Origin of the sequence: Rothia sp. HMSC069C10 (genome assembly GCF_001812205.1) — a bacterium.
Classification (GTDB): Bacteria; Actinomycetota; Actinomycetes; order Actinomycetales; family Micrococcaceae; genus Rothia; species Rothia mucilaginosa.
In genome coordinates this window covers 202,085-218,745 of sequence record NZ_KV808297.1, presented here as the reverse complement: position 1 = coordinate 218,745, position 16,661 = coordinate 202,085, and the positions used below count along the sequence as shown (strand labels likewise).

The 16,661-nt window shown below is 61.4% G+C and carries 12 protein-coding genes; 10 read left to right on the top strand and 2 right to left on the bottom strand.

What is annotated here, in order from left to right:
- Window positions 1-227 precede the first annotated feature (227 nt).
- The 4 genes from metG (at window position 228) to HMPREF2842_RS03120 (ending at window position 6,178) form a co-directional block, all read left to right on the top strand.
- Complete coding sequence (metG, locus tag HMPREF2842_RS03135; protein ID WP_070642680.1) at window positions 228-1,772, top strand: methionine--tRNA ligase; 1,545 nt, start codon at window positions 228-230, stop codon at window positions 1,770-1,772.
- A 379-nt stretch (window positions 1,773-2,151) separates the two neighbouring features.
- On the top strand, window positions 2,152-2,919 hold the full coding sequence (locus HMPREF2842_RS03130) for an ABC transporter ATP-binding protein (protein WP_049356607.1): 768 nt from the start codon (window positions 2,152-2,154) through the stop codon (window positions 2,917-2,919).
- Between the two features lie 3 nt (window positions 2,920-2,922).
- On the top strand, window positions 2,923-5,676 hold the full coding sequence (locus tag HMPREF2842_RS03125) for an ABC transporter permease (RefSeq protein WP_070642678.1): 2,754 nt from the start codon (window positions 2,923-2,925) through the stop codon (window positions 5,674-5,676).
- Between the two features lie 184 nt (window positions 5,677-5,860).
- A complete protein-coding gene (locus tag HMPREF2842_RS03120) occupies window positions 5,861-6,178 on the top strand; it encodes a nucleotidyltransferase family protein (protein ID WP_005505534.1) in 318 nt (105 codons plus the stop codon).
- A 173-nt stretch (window positions 6,179-6,351) separates the two neighbouring features.
- Here the strand turns inward: HMPREF2842_RS03120 and HMPREF2842_RS03115 are convergent, their stop codons facing one another.
- Together HMPREF2842_RS03115 and HMPREF2842_RS03110 are read right to left on the bottom strand one after the other, a co-directional pair.
- Window positions 6,352-7,218, bottom strand: coding sequence for a response regulator (locus HMPREF2842_RS03115; RefSeq protein ID WP_065423511.1), 867 nt, complete (start codon window positions 7,216-7,218; stop codon window positions 6,352-6,354).
- 41 nt (window positions 7,219-7,259) lie between these two features.
- Window positions 7,260-8,660: a histidine kinase gene (locus HMPREF2842_RS03110; protein ID WP_193388447.1), complete on the bottom strand. Its 1,401-nt coding sequence runs from the start codon at window positions 8,658-8,660 to the stop codon at window positions 7,260-7,262.
- 588 nt (window positions 8,661-9,248) lie between these two features.
- On the opposite strand from HMPREF2842_RS03110, the gene HMPREF2842_RS03105 reads away from it, so the two are divergent.
- The 6 genes from HMPREF2842_RS03105 to HMPREF2842_RS03080 all read left to right on the top strand — a co-directional run bounded on the left by HMPREF2842_RS03105 (window position 9,249) and on the right by HMPREF2842_RS03080 (window position 16,369).
- Window positions 9,249-10,619, top strand: coding sequence for a hypothetical protein (locus HMPREF2842_RS03105; RefSeq protein ID WP_070642677.1), 1,371 nt, complete (start codon window positions 9,249-9,251; stop codon window positions 10,617-10,619).
- A gap of 211 nt (window positions 10,620-10,830) precedes the next feature.
- The gene (locus HMPREF2842_RS03100; RefSeq protein ID WP_070642674.1) at window positions 10,831-11,886 is read left to right on the top strand and encodes a 3-isopropylmalate dehydrogenase; all 1,056 of its coding nucleotides are present in this window, start codon (window positions 10,831-10,833) and stop codon (window positions 11,884-11,886) included.
- A gap of 355 nt (window positions 11,887-12,241) precedes the next feature.
- Window positions 12,242-13,339, top strand: coding sequence for a branched-chain amino acid aminotransferase (locus tag HMPREF2842_RS03095; RefSeq protein WP_070642671.1), 1,098 nt, complete (start codon window positions 12,242-12,244; stop codon window positions 13,337-13,339).
- A 247-nt stretch (window positions 13,340-13,586) separates the two neighbouring features.
- On the top strand, window positions 13,587-14,339 hold the full coding sequence (locus tag HMPREF2842_RS03090; RefSeq protein ID WP_070642669.1) for a fumarylacetoacetate hydrolase family protein: 753 nt from the start codon (window positions 13,587-13,589) through the stop codon (window positions 14,337-14,339).
- Between the two features lie 57 nt (window positions 14,340-14,396).
- Window positions 14,397-15,908 (top strand): glutamate--tRNA ligase, encoded by a 1,512-nt coding sequence (gltX, locus tag HMPREF2842_RS03085; RefSeq protein ID WP_049342137.1) that lies wholly within the window; start codon window positions 14,397-14,399, stop codon window positions 15,906-15,908.
- Between the two features lie 2 nt (window positions 15,909-15,910).
- Entirely contained in the window at window positions 15,911-16,369 is a 459-nt protein-coding gene (locus tag HMPREF2842_RS03080; protein ID WP_049342136.1) for a hypothetical protein, read from the top strand.
- Window positions 16,370-16,661: the final 292 nt, after the last annotated feature.

Sequence of the window (16,661 nt, the reverse complement as noted above, 5' to 3'; positions counted from 1 at the left end):
AGGGCGGGTGCCCCTGTAGGAGCGAGGAGGGTGCCGAACCTCGAGCTAATCCCGCCGCGGGTGGTTCGTGGTTTGGGTGTGCGCCCCGTGCCTAGCGAACTGGGGCGGGGAGGCTGTCGCGGTTTAGCCTGTTGCGTGGCAGCCTCCACCCACAAGCAATAAGCCACCGCGTATCAGAGTGTAACCCCGGTGAGAGCCTAGCCTAAGACTGCGGTAAACTGAAAGTTATGACTGCAACTCCGTTCTACATCACCACCGCCATCTCCTACCCCAATGGCAACCCGCACATCGGCCATGCCTACGAAACCATCGCAGCCGACGTGCTAGCCCGCTTCAAGCGCCTCGACGGCTTCGACGTGCGCTTCATGACCGGCACCGACGAGCACGGCCAGAAGATGCAGACCACCGCCGAGAAGCTCGGTAAGACCGCTAAGGAACTCGCCGACGAGAACTCCGCACGCTTCAAAGCAATGAACGACGCGCTGAACATCAGCTACGACCGCTTCATCCGCACCACCGACCCCGACCACTATGTCGCATCCCAGGCCATCTGGAAGCGCATGGAAGAAAACGGCGACATCTACCTCGACAAGTACGCCGGCTGGTACTCCGTACGCGACGAAGCCTACTACGCAGAAGACGAAACTGAAGTCCGCGACGGCCAGCGCTACGCCATCACCACCGGCACCGAAGTCGAATGGACCGAAGAAGAATCCTACTTCTTCCGCCTCTCCAAGTACGGCGACAAGCTCCTCGAACTCTACGCCAACGAAGGCTACGTCTACCCCGAATCCCGCCGCAACGAACTGATCTCCTTCGTCAAGGGCGGCCTCAATGACCTGTCCATCTCCCGCACCACCTTCGACTGGGGCGTACCCGTACCCGGCAACGACAAGCACGTCATGTACGTGTGGGTCGACGCCCTCACCAACTACCTCACCGGCCTCGGCTACCCCGACACCGACAACGAGCTGTTCACCAAGTACTGGCCCGCCGACCTGCACCTCATCGGCAAGGACATCACCCGATTCCACTCCATCTACTGGCCCGCATTCCTGTGGTCCGCCGGAGTCGAACTGCCCAAGCGCGTCTTCGGCCACGGCTTCCTGCTCGTCAACGGCGAGAAGATGTCCAAGTCCGTCGGTAACGTCGTCGACCCCGCAAACCTTGTCAACGCGTTCGGCCTGGACGCGGTCCGCTTCTTCCTCATGCGTGAAGTGTCCTTCGGTCAGGACGGCTCCTACTCCGAAGAGTCCATCATCAACCGCATCAACTCCGACCTGGCAAACAACCTCGGCAACCTTGCCCAGCGTTCCCTGTCCATGGTCGCCAAGAACTGCGGCGATGCCGTCCCCACCCACGGCGAATTCACCGAAGCTGACCGCCAGATCCTCGACCAGGCGGCAGCCCTCTACGAGCCCGTCCGTGCAGACTTCGACGAGCAGGCATTCCACCGCGCTTTGGAACGCATCTGGACCGTCCTCGCAGACACCAACGCCTACTTCGCAGAACAGGAACCCTGGACCCTGCGCAAGAACGGCGAACTCGACCGCATGAACACCGTACTGTACGTAACCCTTGAGGTCGTACGCCAGGTAGCCCTGCTGCTGCAGCCCGTCATGCCCGACTCGACCGCCAAGCTGCTGACCCTGCTCGGCGTACCCGAAGGTGACGCACGCCAGTTCGCAGCCCTCGGCACCGCACTCGTGCCCGGCACCGAACTGCCCGCACCCGCACCGGTGTTCCCCCGCTACGAAGCACCCAAGGCATAACAGCTGCCTGAGTATCAGCGGACAGAGCCTGAGACAGCGCCGTAACTGATAGCGCTGTAACGGATAGTCTATGAAAGCCCCCGGCTTCCCCACCCAGATGGGGGAGGAACCGGGGGCTTTTCGCATACATATATAGGTGTAGGCGCGAGGCGGAGAAGCAGGGTAAGGATGCAGGGTGAGAACGCCGGGTGAGCCGCCACTCATCCTTAAGGATGATGCCGGTGCCCCGCCCAGCCCGCCTCAGGCTCATTTCAGCCCATGGAATGAGCGAGGAACTCCCGCATCCGCAGGTCAGGACCCGGTGAACACCCGCCAAAATCAACCTGGAGGATGAGAAAAACCCTGTAGTCAGCGCCATGCTGCGTGAAATAATTGAACTATGACTACGACAACTACTCACGCACAGACGGCACAGCCCGCCGTCTCCGCACGAAACCTTTCCAAAACCTACGGCATGGGTGAAGCAACCGTCCACGCCCTCAACAACGTCTCCGTCGACTTTGAGCAGGGCAAGTTCACCGCCATTATGGGCCCCTCCGGCTCGGGCAAGTCCACGCTGATGCAGACCATCGCAACCCTGGACACCCCCGACCCGAACCCGGCAACCTCCATCCGTATTGGCGGTACCGAGCTCTTCGGCCTGAAGGACAACGCCCTCACCGAATTCCGCCGCGAACACATCGGCTTCATCTTCCAGGCGTTCAACTTGGTGCCCACCCTCACCGCGGGCCAGAACATTGACCTGCCGCTGGGCCTCGCCGGTAAGAAGCCGGACCCGCAGTGGCGCGACTACCTGGTCAAGACCCTCGGCCTGGAAACCCGCCTCGACCACCGCCCCGAACAGCTCTCCGGCGGTCAGCAGCAGCGCGTCGCCATCGTGCGCGCCCTGCTCGCACGCCCCGAAGTGGTCTTCGCCGACGAACCGACCGGTAACCTCGACTCCAACTCCGGCGCCGAGGTGCTGCGCCTGCTGCGTGCCGCCGCAACCGACCACGCACAGACCATCCTCATGGTCACCCACGACGCAAACGCCGCCTCCTACGCAGACCGCGTGGTCTTCATCAAGGACGGCATGGTCGCCGGCGAAATGATCGAACCCACCTACGACGCCGTCCTCGGCGCAATGGCACAGCTGGAAGGTCGATAAGCCGTGGCAACCACACTGAACACGGTGGCGCGCTCCAATCTGCGCGCCTCCAAAGGAAAATACATCCTCACGGGCATAGGCATCGCGATCTCATCCTTCTTCATCGCCGCCATTATGATGCTCACCAACTCGTTGCAGGCGACCGTCAATTCCTCCGTTGGTGACGTGCTCTCCCGCGCCGAGGCGGTCGTCGCCTCCGCCGCTACAACCAGCGACGGTAAAGACAGCACCTCTATCTACCTGACTCGTGACCAGATTCAGAAAGTAGAAAAGAGCGACCTGCTCTCCGGCTACTGGGTACAGTACGCCGTCACGGGTTCGATCGGTACCGGCGACCAGAAAACCCCCGTGCAGTACAACCAGCTGCCCGCCGACTCTAGCCTCTTCCCGTACAAGGTGCAGGGTAAAATCCCCAGTAGCAACCACGAAATCATGGTCTCTACCTACTTCGCGAAGAAGCACAACCTCTCGCTGAACGGCAAGGTCACCAGCACCGACGTTGTAGAATCCGTCAGCGCCCCCGGTACTGACAAGACCGCCGAATACACCGTCGTCGGTCTGTTCGACCCCGGTTTTGAAGGCTCCACCACCAACCAGGCTGTCTTCATTGGCGGCACCAGCCTCGGCGAAGCCACCCTGAAAGCAGCCGAGACAGAAAACAAGAGCTCCGCGGCAGGATACCGGGGCATGGCTGGCGCGAACCTCATCTACCTCAAGTTCAAGGACGGCGTAACCGACGCCAAACTCAAGAGCCTGCAGGATACCCTCAGCAGCGGCGACACCAAGAACGACCCGCGCGTTATGACCGGTCAGAAGCTGCTGGAAGACTACCAGAAGAGTATCTCCACGGTCTTCACCTCCATTAGCGTGGTCCTGGGTGCCTTCGCGGCACTGGCTCTGCTGGTTTCCTCCTTCGTCATCTCCAACACCTTCGCGGTGCTGGTCGGCCAGCGCATCCGTGAGCTGGCTCTGCTGCGCACCCTCGGCGCCCGCGGCGGCTCCCTTGTACGGATGCTACTCATCGAATCCATTACCGTGGGCGTGGTGTTCTCCCTCATCGGTGCGCTGCTGACCTACCCGGTTGGCGCGCTGGTTGGCGCAAACCTCACCACCATCATGATTTCGTACTCAATCACCCCGGTGATTATCAGTACCCTGATCTGCACCATCGTGACGGTTCTGGCGTCGCTCTCCCCGGCACGAAGCGCCCTGCGCATCTCGCCCATCAGCGCGATGAGCGAGCACACCAACCTTGAGGTGCGCAAGCCCGGCAAGGTCGGCCCGATCCTGGGTCTGGTCTTCGGTGCCGCAGGTATCGGCCTGGCTATGCTGGCTCAGAACCAGGGTTCCGGTGAGGGTGCCGGCAATAAGGCCATCCTTCTCATGATGGGGGCCGCACTGCTGCTCGGTATTGCGGTCTTCCTCCTCACCCCGCTGGTACTGCCCCCGCTGGTACGCGCCCTCGGTAAGGTCACCCGCACCCAGACCGGCAAGCTGGCGCTCGCCAACGCGCTGCGTTCGCCCAAGCGCACCGTCTCCACCGGCCGCGCCGTGCTGGTGGGTACCCTGGTCGTGTCGACTGTGCTGACCGGTTACTCGGTGCTGAGCGCCTCGCTGACCAAGGCCCTGGATCAGCAGTACCCGATTTCTGCGCAGGCAAAGTACAGCTCGTATGACCAGTCCGAGGCTGCCTCCACCGTGACCAAGGCGGAGGAAATCGCCTCCAAGGTCAAGGGTATTAAGAACGTTCAGGCGTCCGCCGTCGGTTACGCAGCCGGTGTGGTTGACTACACCGTCGAGTACGAAGGCCAGACCGCCAACCAGAATTCCGACCTGGTGGCGTTGAGCTCCTCCGACCTGAAGGCAATCCTGCCGGGCGAAAACTTGAACCTTGCCGATGACACCGTGCTCGTGCCGCAGGGCCTCTGGAAGTCCGCTGGATTGAATGAGTCCAGTCGTCTGAAGGCACACGGCCCGCTCGGCGAAGTGGAACTCAAACCCGTCAAGTCCGCAACCAAGCAGAACCTGCTGATCGTCAACCCTGCCACCGCCGCCAAGCTGCAGGACGCCAAGAACCCGCAGAAGGTTGCCAACCCCGCCGCTGAGGAAGCTCAGAAGCGCATGGAAGAAGCAATCGCCAGCGGTGACCAGGAAGCTCAGACGAAGGCAGCACGTCTGACCGTCACCAGCCAGGCAACCGGTAACGACACCGTCGTTCTGGTGCGCGCCGCCTCCCCGCTGACCAGTAGCGAGAACGCGACCCTGCAGGCTGACCTGAACCGAGCCAGCCCGGACAGCTCCTTCACCGGTGGCTTGCAGGAACGTCAGACCTACGACCAGTTGCTGACCGTTATGCTGACCTTCACCCTGGTGATGCTCATGCTCGCAGTGGTCATCTCGATTATTGGTGTGGCGAACACGATGACCCTGTCGGTCAACGAACGCCGCCGCGAGAACGCGATGCTCCGCTCGCTGGGTCTGTCCCGCAAGCAGCTGCGCCGTATGATTTCCATTGAGGCGATTCTGATTACGCTCGCCGCAGTGGTGCTCGGTATGGTTTCCGGTGCGGTGATTGGTAGCCTCTCTGCGCAGATTATTATGTCTTCCATGAGTGCTTCCGCCCCGCTCGTGCTTGACCTGCCGTACGTCTGGTACGTGGTCATCCTCGTTGTGGGTGTGCTCGCCGCGATGCTGGCTTCGGCTCTGCCGGCGGCTCGTTCGGCTCGCATGTCCCCGGTTGAGGGTATGCGCGGCTAACCCGCTGTACCTGGCATAGTCACAGTACCCGGCGAACCCGGATACTCGGCGTGAGAAAGCCCCGGAGGGTGCCTCGATTAGGAGGCGCCCGCCGGGGCTTCACTGTGTCCTCTAGTTTGGCGTGCTTGTACTCTCAGATTCTTGGAGCTGACCTGTAGCATGGCTTTGCGCGTATGATGGGTGTATGAGTACTAGCCACCCCAATCTGCGTCGCGGGTACACGCTACCCCATGAAGCGGAGGTTCTTCAGATCCTCCGTGACGCTGGTGTGCGCCGTGCCCGACTCTTCGGCAGCGCCGCCCGCGGTGAGCTGACCGAAACCAGCGACCTGGATTTTTTGGTGCAGATGCCGGGGGTAGCCCCTTTTGACGAGTTCATGCAGATGGTCGATGCTCAGCACCGCATTGAACAGCTGACCGGCCGTAGCGTTGATATGGTCACCCGGTTGCGCCCCCGCATCTATGCGGAGGCAGAACCAGACATGGTGGAGTTGCCGCTATAAGAAGTTGCCTGAGCTGATGAGCGACTTTGAACAAATCATCGACGAGATACAAGAAACTACTTAACTAAAGAGCCCCGGAGGGTGCCTCGATCAGGAGGCGCCCGCCGGGACTTCACTGTGTCCTCTAGTCTGTTGTGCTCTCTATTTCTGCTGTGCCCTTATATAAGGGAGCGCTAGTGGGCGATACCCGCCTCATACGCCATAATGACCGCCTGCACACGATCACGCGCCCCCAACTTCGCCAACACATGCGACACATGCGTCTTCACCGTCGCCTCCGAAAGCACCAGCTCCCGCGTAATCTCCGCATTCGACAAGCCACGCGCAATCAAACCCAGCACCTCAAACTCACGCGGCGACAACTGCTCAATCAACTCACGATGCGGATAATCCTGCACAGGCTCAAAGCTTGCATGCTCAGCCGGAATAAACGTCGCCTTAGGAAGTTCAGAACCAGCAGCCGAGGGAATAGCAAGAACAGACTCAGCGGCAGGAGCGGCAGGAGCGGTAGGAACAACAGGAGCGGGGGAGTCCAGCACCGGAATCATCTGCTCCAACAGGCGGCGAGTCGCAGACGGCGCAATCACCGCATCGCCGCGGTGCACCGTACGAATCGCCTCCAGCAGCTGCTCCGGCGGGGTGTCCTTCAACAAGAAACCGCTCGCACCCGCACGCACCGCCGAATACACGTACTCATCAATATCGAAGGTCGTGAGCATAATAATGCGCACCCGCTCATCCTCGGAAACTTCACGCTCGCCGTCACGCTCCAGAATACGGCGCGCCGCCTCCAGGCCGTCGCAGTGCGGCATGCGCACATCCATGAGGATGACCTGCGGCGCCTGCCCCTCAGACACCATACGGTCAAAAACGTCAATCGCCGCCAGGCCGTCATCAGCTTCCATGACGACCTGCAGGTCCGGCTGGGAGTTGACGAGCATGCTCAAGCCGCCGCGCACTAGGCGCTGGTCGTCAACGAGCATCACGCGGATCGGCTGGGTAGTCTGTGGTGCAGAAGTCTGTGGTGCAGAAGAGTACATAGTTTCAATCCTAGATCACGAGGTAGTAGAGGGCACGGGTATTAGAGGTCGCGGTAGGGCAGCGCCGCCTCAACGAGCCAGCCGCCGTCAGGCTGCAGACCGTAGGTGAGGGTGCCGTGGTAGAGGGCGATGCGCTCGCTCATGCCGCGCAGACCGTTGCCGCTACCGGGCACAGGGCGGGCAATGTGCTGAGCCACGGCAGAGGAAACCGGGTCGTTCTGAACCCGCAACTGCAGACCGTCCTCACCCCAGTGAATGGTGACGGTGGTTGCCGCGCCGGGGGAGTGCTTGAGTGCGTTGGTGAGCGCCTCCTGCACGGTGCGGTACGCCGCCAGCTCGGCACCCTGCGGCAGGGTGCGCGCCATGGTGCCGGTGATTCCGGTGAAGGTGACGGGTAGCCCGGCGCGGCGGCTCTGCTCCACGAGTGCGGGTACATCGCTGAGGGCGGGCACGGGTGCGTAGGTGGTTGCCTCGTCTGTGCGCAGTAGCCCGAGTAGGGAACGCATCTGGGTGAGGGAGTCGCGTGCCGTGTCTGCGATGAGCTCGAGGGTCTGCTCGGCAATATCCGGTTCGCTCTGCTGAGCCTGACCCGGTTGCTCTGCCTGCTGGGCGCGTGCGGTGCGGGCGCTCGCGGCGGCGTAGCGTGCCCCATCCGCCTGGGAAATAATGCTGGAGAGCGAGTGCGCCACAATATCGTGCATTTCGCGGGCGATGCGTGTGCGTTCGTCCTGCGCGGCGAGGCGGCGTTCCTGTTCCTGCTCGTATTCGAGGCGGCGGGCGCGTTCTTCGAACTCTTCGCTGCGCAGTTCGCGCATGCGGCGGGAGTCGCCGAGGAACCAGAAGACGGTGAAGATGGATCCGCAGAGCACGCCGAGCATCAGGGAGATGAAGATGCGGGCGGGTATGTCGTCCCAGTGGTAGAGGAATGAGAGTGAGGCCTGCACGGTGACGGCGAGTGCGCCGACCCAGCCGAGAATGAGGCCGCGGAAGCGGGCGCGGCGGGTCCAGTGCCTGCCGATATGGTAGGCGGCGAGGGTGACCGGCGGGTAGCAGGTGACTGCGAGTGAGTCGGGGAAGGGAGACAGGAGGGTGAGGCAGAGCGCCGCGATGACCACGTAGATGCTGCCGTAGGGGAAGCGGTAGCGGAAGTAGAGCGCGGTGGTGCTGCAGAGCGCGGAGATGAGCGGGATCCAGCCGTAGCCATTGATGAAGGCAACGGAGAGTACGCAGCAGAAGAACTGCATGTGCGCGACGACGATAATGTTCATCCAGCCGCGGTTGTCTCTGAGGTAGCTTTGCACGCGGCTGGAGGCGGTGATTGCATCGGCGGGCAGGTCGATGCTTTCTGAGATGCCGCGGGTATGCGTTACGGCGTAGCCTGATCCGGCCGTCTCTGTGCTGTGCTGTGGGTTCTTCTGGGGTTCGGTGTGCTTGAGGGGCATGTTTCCAGTGTATCGGGGTGGTGGGGCGGGGCTGGGAGCCTCTTTTTTGCTCTCACATGCAGGGATATTTTGTGGGTTTGCGTGTGGGGTTGTGTGCTTGAGTGAGTATGACACGCCGAAAACACCTATTTTTAGTGACCTTGGTTACTTTTTCGAAAAATATTCCCTCAACTAAAACTTGAGAGTTTGGGGTTGTATGGGGTTCGAATTCGAGTTTAAGAGACTTGAAACTCCCTTAAGTAACCTATTTTGGTTGAAAAACCTTCAACCAAGGCGGAGAGTTTAAGGGAAACCCCCTCATCAAACCATTTTTGGAACCATTGCGGTACAGGTCTTTGATGGGTATAGTTTTGGCTGTACCGAAATTCTGCGTCCAGGAGGCAAGGCCTCGCAGAGTGAACACCAAGCGCTCTGAAACGCGAAAGTCCCTATGCAGGGGACCGGTTACAGCATTATGTCGTTATCACCAGAGGTTAGGCGCAAGCCTACTTCACTCACTCGAATCTCATCAGGTGACGTTCTTCGCCGTGCACGACGGCGGGTGATAACTTTTATTCCTCAAAATGACATCACTCTCGAAGGACATACATGTCTACTAACATTTCTCGCCGCAAGGTTGTCGCTGGCGCAGCATGGGCTGCTCCGGTTGTCGCAGCATCTGCTGCAGTTCCCGCTTTTGCTTCCTCCACCGAATGTGAGTGGGAGTCCACCGCAGCTTACACCGCTGAAGGTAACGCTTCGGGTGCTAAGGGCACCCAGTCCTTCGTCGTTCCCCCGCTGGTCGACAAGATCAAGTTCGAGGTTGTCGGTGGCGCTGGTGGTACCAACTACGACGATATCGCAGCAGGCTCCGGTGCTAAGATCACCGGTATCATCGAGGTCAAGCCCGGCCAGACCGTTCAGCTCATCGGCGCAGCCGGTGGTATCGGTAAGGGCCCCCTGTCCCCCGCAGAGGGTGGCGAGGGCTACGGTAACGGCGGTTCCTCCAACCTGCCCACCCCCATCCCCGCAAGCGTCATGCAGAGCGTGAACGCTATTTGGCCCGCTAACTCCACCCTGAAGCGCATCATCTACTCCGCATCCGGTGGTGGCTCCTCCGCTCTGGTCATCAACGGTACCCCCGTTGCAGTCGCAGGTGGCGGCGGTGGCGCCGGCTTCGTGAATGCTGGTGGCGCTAACAACAACTTCGACTACATCTTCCCCGGCGCTGTTGACGCAGGTCGCCTGTGGCCCGAGAAGGCAAAGCGCAACGTGTACCCCGTCATCGGTTCCACCGGTGGTTCCGCTGAGGGTGCAGCAGGTTCTGCAGGTAACCAGGGTGCACTGACCTACTCCGCTGACACCTCCGTCACCACCACTGTTAATGCAGGTGAGGGTGGCTCCGCAGGTATCGGTGGTAACGGTGGTTCCAAGACCGACCTGCCCTCCGGCAAGTCCCCCAACGGCGTTCTGGGTTACTCCTCCACCAACAACCAGGAGATCTACCACTCCTCCAAGTCCGGTAACAACGGTGGCGACGGCTTCAAGGGTAACGGTGGCGACGGCGTGGGCTCCTACTCCTACATGATCGACAACAACGACCGCACCATCAAGGAAGTTGTTACCGTGAAGGCAACCGGTGAGAAGAAGGCTCTGGAGTACTCCTCCATCGGCTTCAACTGGAACGGTTACCAGTCCGTCATCTCCGCAGGTGGTGGCGCAGGCTACGGTGGCGGTGGCTCCGGTGCTTCCACCTCCGCATCCGCAATCGTTCTGACCCAGAAGTGGAACAACAACCCCGACGGTCTGCGCCAGAACACCGGCTTCTCGCAGTTCGGTGGCGGCGGCGGCGCAGGTGGCTCCTACGTTGCTCCCGGTGTTTCCGGTGGCTCCATCGAGTCCGCAGGCAACGCTCCGACCGCTCGTGGCGCACGTGGCAACGGCTACGTCAAGGTCACCCTCTGCAAGCGCACCGCGTAATTGCATAGACCTTTAGGGCTCTCACTCTAAGTGAGAAATCATAACGATATTCCCCGGCTGAATTATCAGCCGGGGAATATTGTTTTAACCGGTGGGGCAGGGGATCGGTAGCTAACCTGGAACTCTCTAGCCCAGACTCTGCCTAGCCCAGACTCTGAGAACCCGCCCGCGCACTCTACCGCCCACCCGCGGCGCGTATTACGGTAGAGGCATGACTGAAGCACGTAGCATCGACCTCGCCGTCATCCCCGGCGACGGCATCGGCCCCGAAATCATTACCGAAGCCCAGCGCATCCTCACCCGCGCCTGCGAGCTCGAAAACATCACCGTAACCCCCACCCACTACAAGCTCGGCGCCGAGCACTGGCTGGAAACCGGTGAAACCCTGCCCGACTCCACCATGGACGCCCTCAAGAAGCACGACGCGATCCTCTTCGGTGCCATCGGTGCAGACCCGCGCAGCGGCAAGATTCCCTCCGGCCTCATCGAACGCGAAATGCTCCTGAAGCTGCGCTTCGCCTTCGACCACTACATCAACCTGCGCCCCTCCCGTCTGTACCCCGGCGCAGTCTCCCCGCTCGCCAACCCCGGCAACATCGACTTTGTGGTCGTGCGTGAAGGCACCGAAGGCCCCTACATTGGCAACGGCGGCGTCATCCGCGGCGGCACCCCCCACGAAATCGCCACCGAAGTCTCCCTCAACACCGCACACGGTGTGGAGCGCCTGATGCGCTACGCCTTCGAACTGGCATCCACCCGCCGCAAGAAGGTCACCCTCGTACACAAGACCAACGTGCTCACCCACGCAGGTCGCCTCTACAACCGCTACTTCACCGAAATTGCGGCTGAATTCCCCGAGGTTGAGACCGACTACCTGCACATTGACGCAACCACCATCTTCATGGTCACCGACCCCGCACGCTTCGACGTAATCGTCACCGACAACCTCTTCGGCGACATCATCACCGACCTCGCAGGTGCAGTGACCGGCGGTATCGGCTACGCGGCAAGCGGCAACATCAACGCTGTCGGCGAGTTCCCCTCCATGTTCGAGCCCGTACACGGCTCCGCACCGGACATCGCCCGCCAGAACAAGGCAAACCCCACCGCCGCAATCCTCGCCGGTGCAATGCTGCTGCGCCACCTCGGCCACGACGCCGCCGCAGCCCGCATTGAGGACGCTGTTGAGGCAGATATGCGCGAAAACGGCGCGAGCGTGCGTGGTACCGACCAGGTCGGCGCGGACGTGCTCGCACGCCTCGGTTAATACTTGCCCGGCTAAAACTGGCTCGGCTAAAACGTGAACTACGCTAGTGAAGCCCGGAAGGAACACACCTTCCGGGCTTCACCTGTTCACATCCTGAATGAGAGAAAAGGTGCGCATGCGGCAAACGCATCTTTCCGGTACTCTAAAACAGGTCAGGCACACCCGCCCGGCACCTCGGCGGTGGACACCCTCCACCACTCACTGCAATGCATCCGACTAGCACAGACCGCTAGATGCACCATCTGCCCCGCACGACAACGCGCCCGGCGGCACACACCGGTTCTACGCCCCGACGCGAGAACCGCGAATCAAAGAACGCCTGCACAAGCAACTAGACAAAGAGGAACGCAGAACGATGGCCATCGAATTCAGCCACGAAGCAAACCAGTCACCCGCCTCCGCCGAACGCCGCGCCGAAATCCTTGCAAACCCCGGCTTCGGTGACTACTTCACCGACCACATGGTCACCATCGACTGGGAAGGCGACTACAAGACCGGTGGCACCTGGTACGACGCACGAGTTCACCCCTACGGCCCGCTCGTCCTCGACCCCGCAGCATCCGTCTTCCACTACGGCCAGGAAATCTTCGAAGGCATCAAGGGCTACCGCCACGCCGACGGCTCCGTGTGGACCTTCCGCCCCGAAAAGAACGCGGCACGCTTCGCGAACTCCGCACGCCGCCTCTCCCTGCCCGAGCTGCCCGAAGAGACCTTCATTGAGTCCCTGCGCCAGCTGATTAAGGCGGACGAATCGTGGGTTCCCACCGGTGACGGTGAGGCCTTCTACTTCCGCCCCTTCATGATTGCTACCGAGGCGTTCCTCGGTGTTCGCCCCGCACGCCACGTGCAGTACCACGTGATTGGCTCGCCCGCAGGTAACTACTTCGGCACCCCCGAACCCGTGGACATCTGGCTCTCCACCACCTACGCCCGTGCAGGCGAAGGCGGCACCGGTGCGGCAAAGTGCGGCGGTAATTACGCAGCATCCATGATTGCCCAGACCGAGGGTGAAAAGCACGGCTGCAAGCAGGTTATCTTCAAGGACCCGCACCGCGGCGACGCCATCGAAGAGCTCGGCGGCATGAACGTGTTCTTCATCTTCGGCAAGGAAAACAAGATCGTCACCCCCGAACTGACCGGCACCATCCTGGAGGGTGTGACCCGCTCCTCGCTGATTCAGCTCGCTAAGGACCGCGGCATGACCGTGGAGGAGCGCGCTATCACCCTCAACGAGTGGCGTGAAGGCGTGGCAAACGGCGACATCACCGAAATCTTCGCCTGCGGCACCGCGGCAGTGGTCGCACCCATCGGCAAGCTCAAGGCAGAAGACTTCGAAATTCCGGCACCCACCGAGCACTTCGGCGAAATCTCCAAGAGCCTGCGCGAAGAGCTCGTCGGCATTCAGCTCGGCACCGTTGAGGACCGCCACGGCTGGATGACCCGCCTCATCTAAACGTTCGACATAACGTAACCCGCGAAATCCCCGCAGGATGCGCCCGCACCCGGAACGCGCACCCGCGGGGATTCGCTGTGCCCGGTCAGTGCTGTGCTCAGCGAATATTGCGCGCGGCGTTGATAGCGCGAGGACAGGGGAGGCGCACCCCGCCGAACCTAATAGTGTTGAACCCCGCCGGGCTAAAACCTGCCTTGCCAATTCCGCCCGCCGCCCCCCGCCCTCGAAGGCTGGTACCCTAGAAAGTATGCGTATTGCACGATTTACCGTAAATAATGAGCTCCACTTCGGGCTGGTAGAAGGCGACGCAGGCGAAGAAACCCTGCGCGTACTCGCCGGCGACCCCTTCTACTCGGGCATCGAACCGACCGGCACCACCTACCCCATCGACCAGGTGCGCCTGCTCGCCCCGATTATTCCCCGCTCCAAGGTGATTGGAGCGATCGCAAACTGGGCTGGAACCGAGGCGCCCGCCTCTCCGCAGTTCTTCCTCAAGCCCAACACCACCGTGATTGGCCCCGGCGACCCTGTGACCCTGCCCGAGTACTCCGAAGCCGTCAGCGCAGAAGGTGAACTCGCCGTCATTATCGGTCGTATCGCCAAGTCCGTGCCTCTTGAGCGCGTGCACGAAGTCATCTTCGGCTACACCGTAGCCAACGACCTCACCGCCCGCGACCTGCTCGAGGACCGCCAGTGGACCCGCGCCAAGGGCTTCGACGGCGCCACCCCGCTCGGCCCCTGGATCGAAACCGACCTGGACACCGACTCGCTGAACATCACCACCTGGGTCGACGGCGACGTCGTGCAGGAAGGCAACACCTCCGAAATGCACTACTCCGTAGCCGAACAGGTTGCCGCAGCCTCCGAAATCTTCACCCTGCTGCCCGGCGACGTACTGCTCACCGGCACCCCCGCCGGCATCAGCATACTGCGCGACGGCAACGAAGTAGAGGTCGAAGTCGAAGGCATCGGCTCCCTCGTCACCCGCGTGCGCGACTAAGCAGCCCGCCCCCAAAAACGTAACGTACATCCTGAAACACACCGTCAAGGAGACATCATGACCGAATACCACGGTCCCGTACTCAACAGCCCCGCAGACACCCGCGTCCGCTTCTGCCCCTCGCCCACCGGCACCCCGCACGTGGGCATGGTCCGCACCGCCCTCTTCAACTGGGCGTACGCACGCCACACCGGCGGCAAGCTGATCTTCCGCATCGAAGACACCGACGCGGCACGCGACTCCGAAGAGTCGTTCAACCAGGTGCTCGAATCCCTGCACTGGCTCGGCATCAACTGGGACGAAGGCGTCGGCGTCGGCGGCCCCCACGAGCCCTACCGCCAGTCTGAGCGTAAGGCCGCAGGCATCTACAACGAGATCTTCGAAAAGCTCGTTGAAGGCGGCTACGTGTACGAAGACTTCTCCACCCCCGACGAGGTGAAGGAACGCCGCAAGGCAGCCGGTCAGGACCCGCAGCTCGGCTACGACAACTACGACCGCAACCTCACCGAAGAGCAGAAGGAAGCCTACCGCGCAGAAGGCCGCCAGCCCGTGTGGCGCCTGCGCATGCCCGACGAAGACATCACCTTCAACGACCTCGTTCGCGGTGAAATCACCTTCAAGGCAGGCACCGTACCCGACTACGTGGTCGTCCGCTCCAACGGCGACCCGCTGTACACCTTCGTGAACCCCGTCGACGATGCACTCATGGGCATCACCCACGTGCTGCGCGGCGAAGACCTGCTCTCCTCCACCCCGCGTCAGATCGCGCTCTACCGCGCACTCATTGACACCGGCGTGACCAGCTTCATCCCCGAATTCGGCCACCTGCCCTACGTCATGGGCCAGGGCAACAAGAAGCTCTCCAAGCGCGACCCCGAGTCGAACCTCTTCCTGCTGCGCGACTCCGGCTTCATCAAGGAAGGCCTGCTGAACTACCTGTCCCTGCTGGGCTGGTCCCTCTCCGCAGATCAGGACGTCTTCACCATCGATGAGCTCGTCGAGCACTTCGACGTACACGACGTTGTCGCCAACCCCGCACGCTTCGACGTGAAGAAGGCAGAGTCCATTAACGGCGACCACATCCGTGCGCTCGACCCCAAGGACTTCCGCGACCGTCTCATCCCGTACCTGCAGGCTGCAGGCGTACTCGGCGAGACCCTCACCGAGCGTGAAGAGCAGGTCCTCACCGAAGCTGCACCCCTCGTCCAGGAGCGCATGCAGCTGCTCGGTGAAGCACCCGGCCTGCTCGCATTCCTCTTCAAGGCTGATGAAGAAATCAGCACCGCAGACGACGCACGCAAGCAGCTCAAGGAATCCGCACCGCAGGTCCTCGCCGCCGCAATCGAAGCTCTGGAGCCCCTCGAGGACTTCACCGCAGCCAACATTGAGGCAGCCCTGCGCGCCGCAATCGTCGACGGCCTGGAAATCAAGCCGCGCCTCGCATTCGGCCCCGTGCGTATCGCAGTGTCCGGTGAGCGTATCTCCCCGCCGCTGTTCGAATCCATGGAAATCCTGGGTAAGGAATCCTCCCTCGCACGCCTGCGCAAGCTTGCCGCTGAACTGAGCTAACCATGAGTCGGTCGAATAACCAATCCATCATCGGCAAGGCGCTGCTCAAGGGCACCCTCATGGCGCTCACCAACGCCTGCATTATCTGGCTGATTCTGTACATCGCCAACATGGACAAGTCCGTCTTGATGGTGGTCGCTGTTGTCGTTGCGGCAGCCTTCGGATACGTGACTGCCTACTTCGAGGCGCGCGCCGCCCTGAACGCTCAAGAAGCTCAGGCACGGCACGCCCGCGGCGGCGACGTCAGCAGTTCGTCTGACGGCGTAGACACCTCGGACTCTTCGCGTGAAGAGGACGACGAAGACGACTTCGTGGACCCGGGCCCCGACCCGGACGCGGGCGACTTCGACGCCGGAAGCTCCAGCAGCTCCAGCAGTTCGGATTACAGCAGCTACAGCAGCTCCGACTACTCTGGCGGCGGCGATTCCGGTGGAGGCGACTCTGGCGGTAGCAGCGACTAAGCTCTAGAGAATCCCCTTATCCAGCGGGAATCTGACGACCGAAAGGTCTGAAGGAAACCCGGCGGATAAGGGGATTTTTCATAAATTTGAGAATATTTTTTGTGATGGGTATTTCCTGTAAAACTACTAGTCGGTATCTTTTGCGGAGGTGAATCTGGCTCCATTTGAGGGAGTGTAGCAAGAATTTGGTTTGCGCACCCCGGTAAAGGCTCGTATAGTAGTACCTGTTGTTGCGACGAACTGAAAAGTTCAAAGCGAAAACATGCGGTTGTAGCTCAGTTGGTAGAGCACC

Coding starts and splice junctions, on each gene's coding strand:
- HMPREF2842_RS03090 (WP_070642669.1), top strand. CDS start 13,587: ATGCGTATTGCACGATTTACCGTAAATAATGAGCTCCACTTCGGGCTG.
- HMPREF2842_RS03100 (WP_070642674.1), top strand. CDS start 10,831: ATGACTGAAGCACGTAGCATCGACCTCGCCGTCATCCCCGGCGACGGC.
- gltX (WP_049342137.1), top strand. CDS start 14,397: ATGACCGAATACCACGGTCCCGTACTCAACAGCCCCGCAGACACCCGC.
- HMPREF2842_RS03095 (WP_070642671.1), top strand. CDS start 12,242: ATGGCCATCGAATTCAGCCACGAAGCAAACCAGTCACCCGCCTCCGCC.
- HMPREF2842_RS03080 (WP_049342136.1), top strand. CDS start 15,911: ATGAGTCGGTCGAATAACCAATCCATCATCGGCAAGGCGCTGCTCAAG.
- HMPREF2842_RS03120 (WP_005505534.1), top strand. CDS start 5,861: ATGAGTACTAGCCACCCCAATCTGCGTCGCGGGTACACGCTACCCCAT.
- metG (WP_070642680.1), top strand. CDS start 228: ATGACTGCAACTCCGTTCTACATCACCACCGCCATCTCCTACCCCAAT.
- HMPREF2842_RS03130 (WP_049356607.1), top strand. CDS start 2,152: ATGACTACGACAACTACTCACGCACAGACGGCACAGCCCGCCGTCTCC.
- HMPREF2842_RS03115 (WP_065423511.1), bottom strand. CDS start 7,218: ATGTACTCTTCTGCACCACAGACTTCTGCACCACAGACTACCCAGCCG.
- HMPREF2842_RS03105 (WP_070642677.1), top strand. CDS start 9,249: ATGTCTACTAACATTTCTCGCCGCAAGGTTGTCGCTGGCGCAGCATGG.
- HMPREF2842_RS03110 (WP_193388447.1), bottom strand. CDS start 8,660: ATGCCCCTCAAGCACACCGAACCCCAGAAGAACCCACAGCACAGCACA.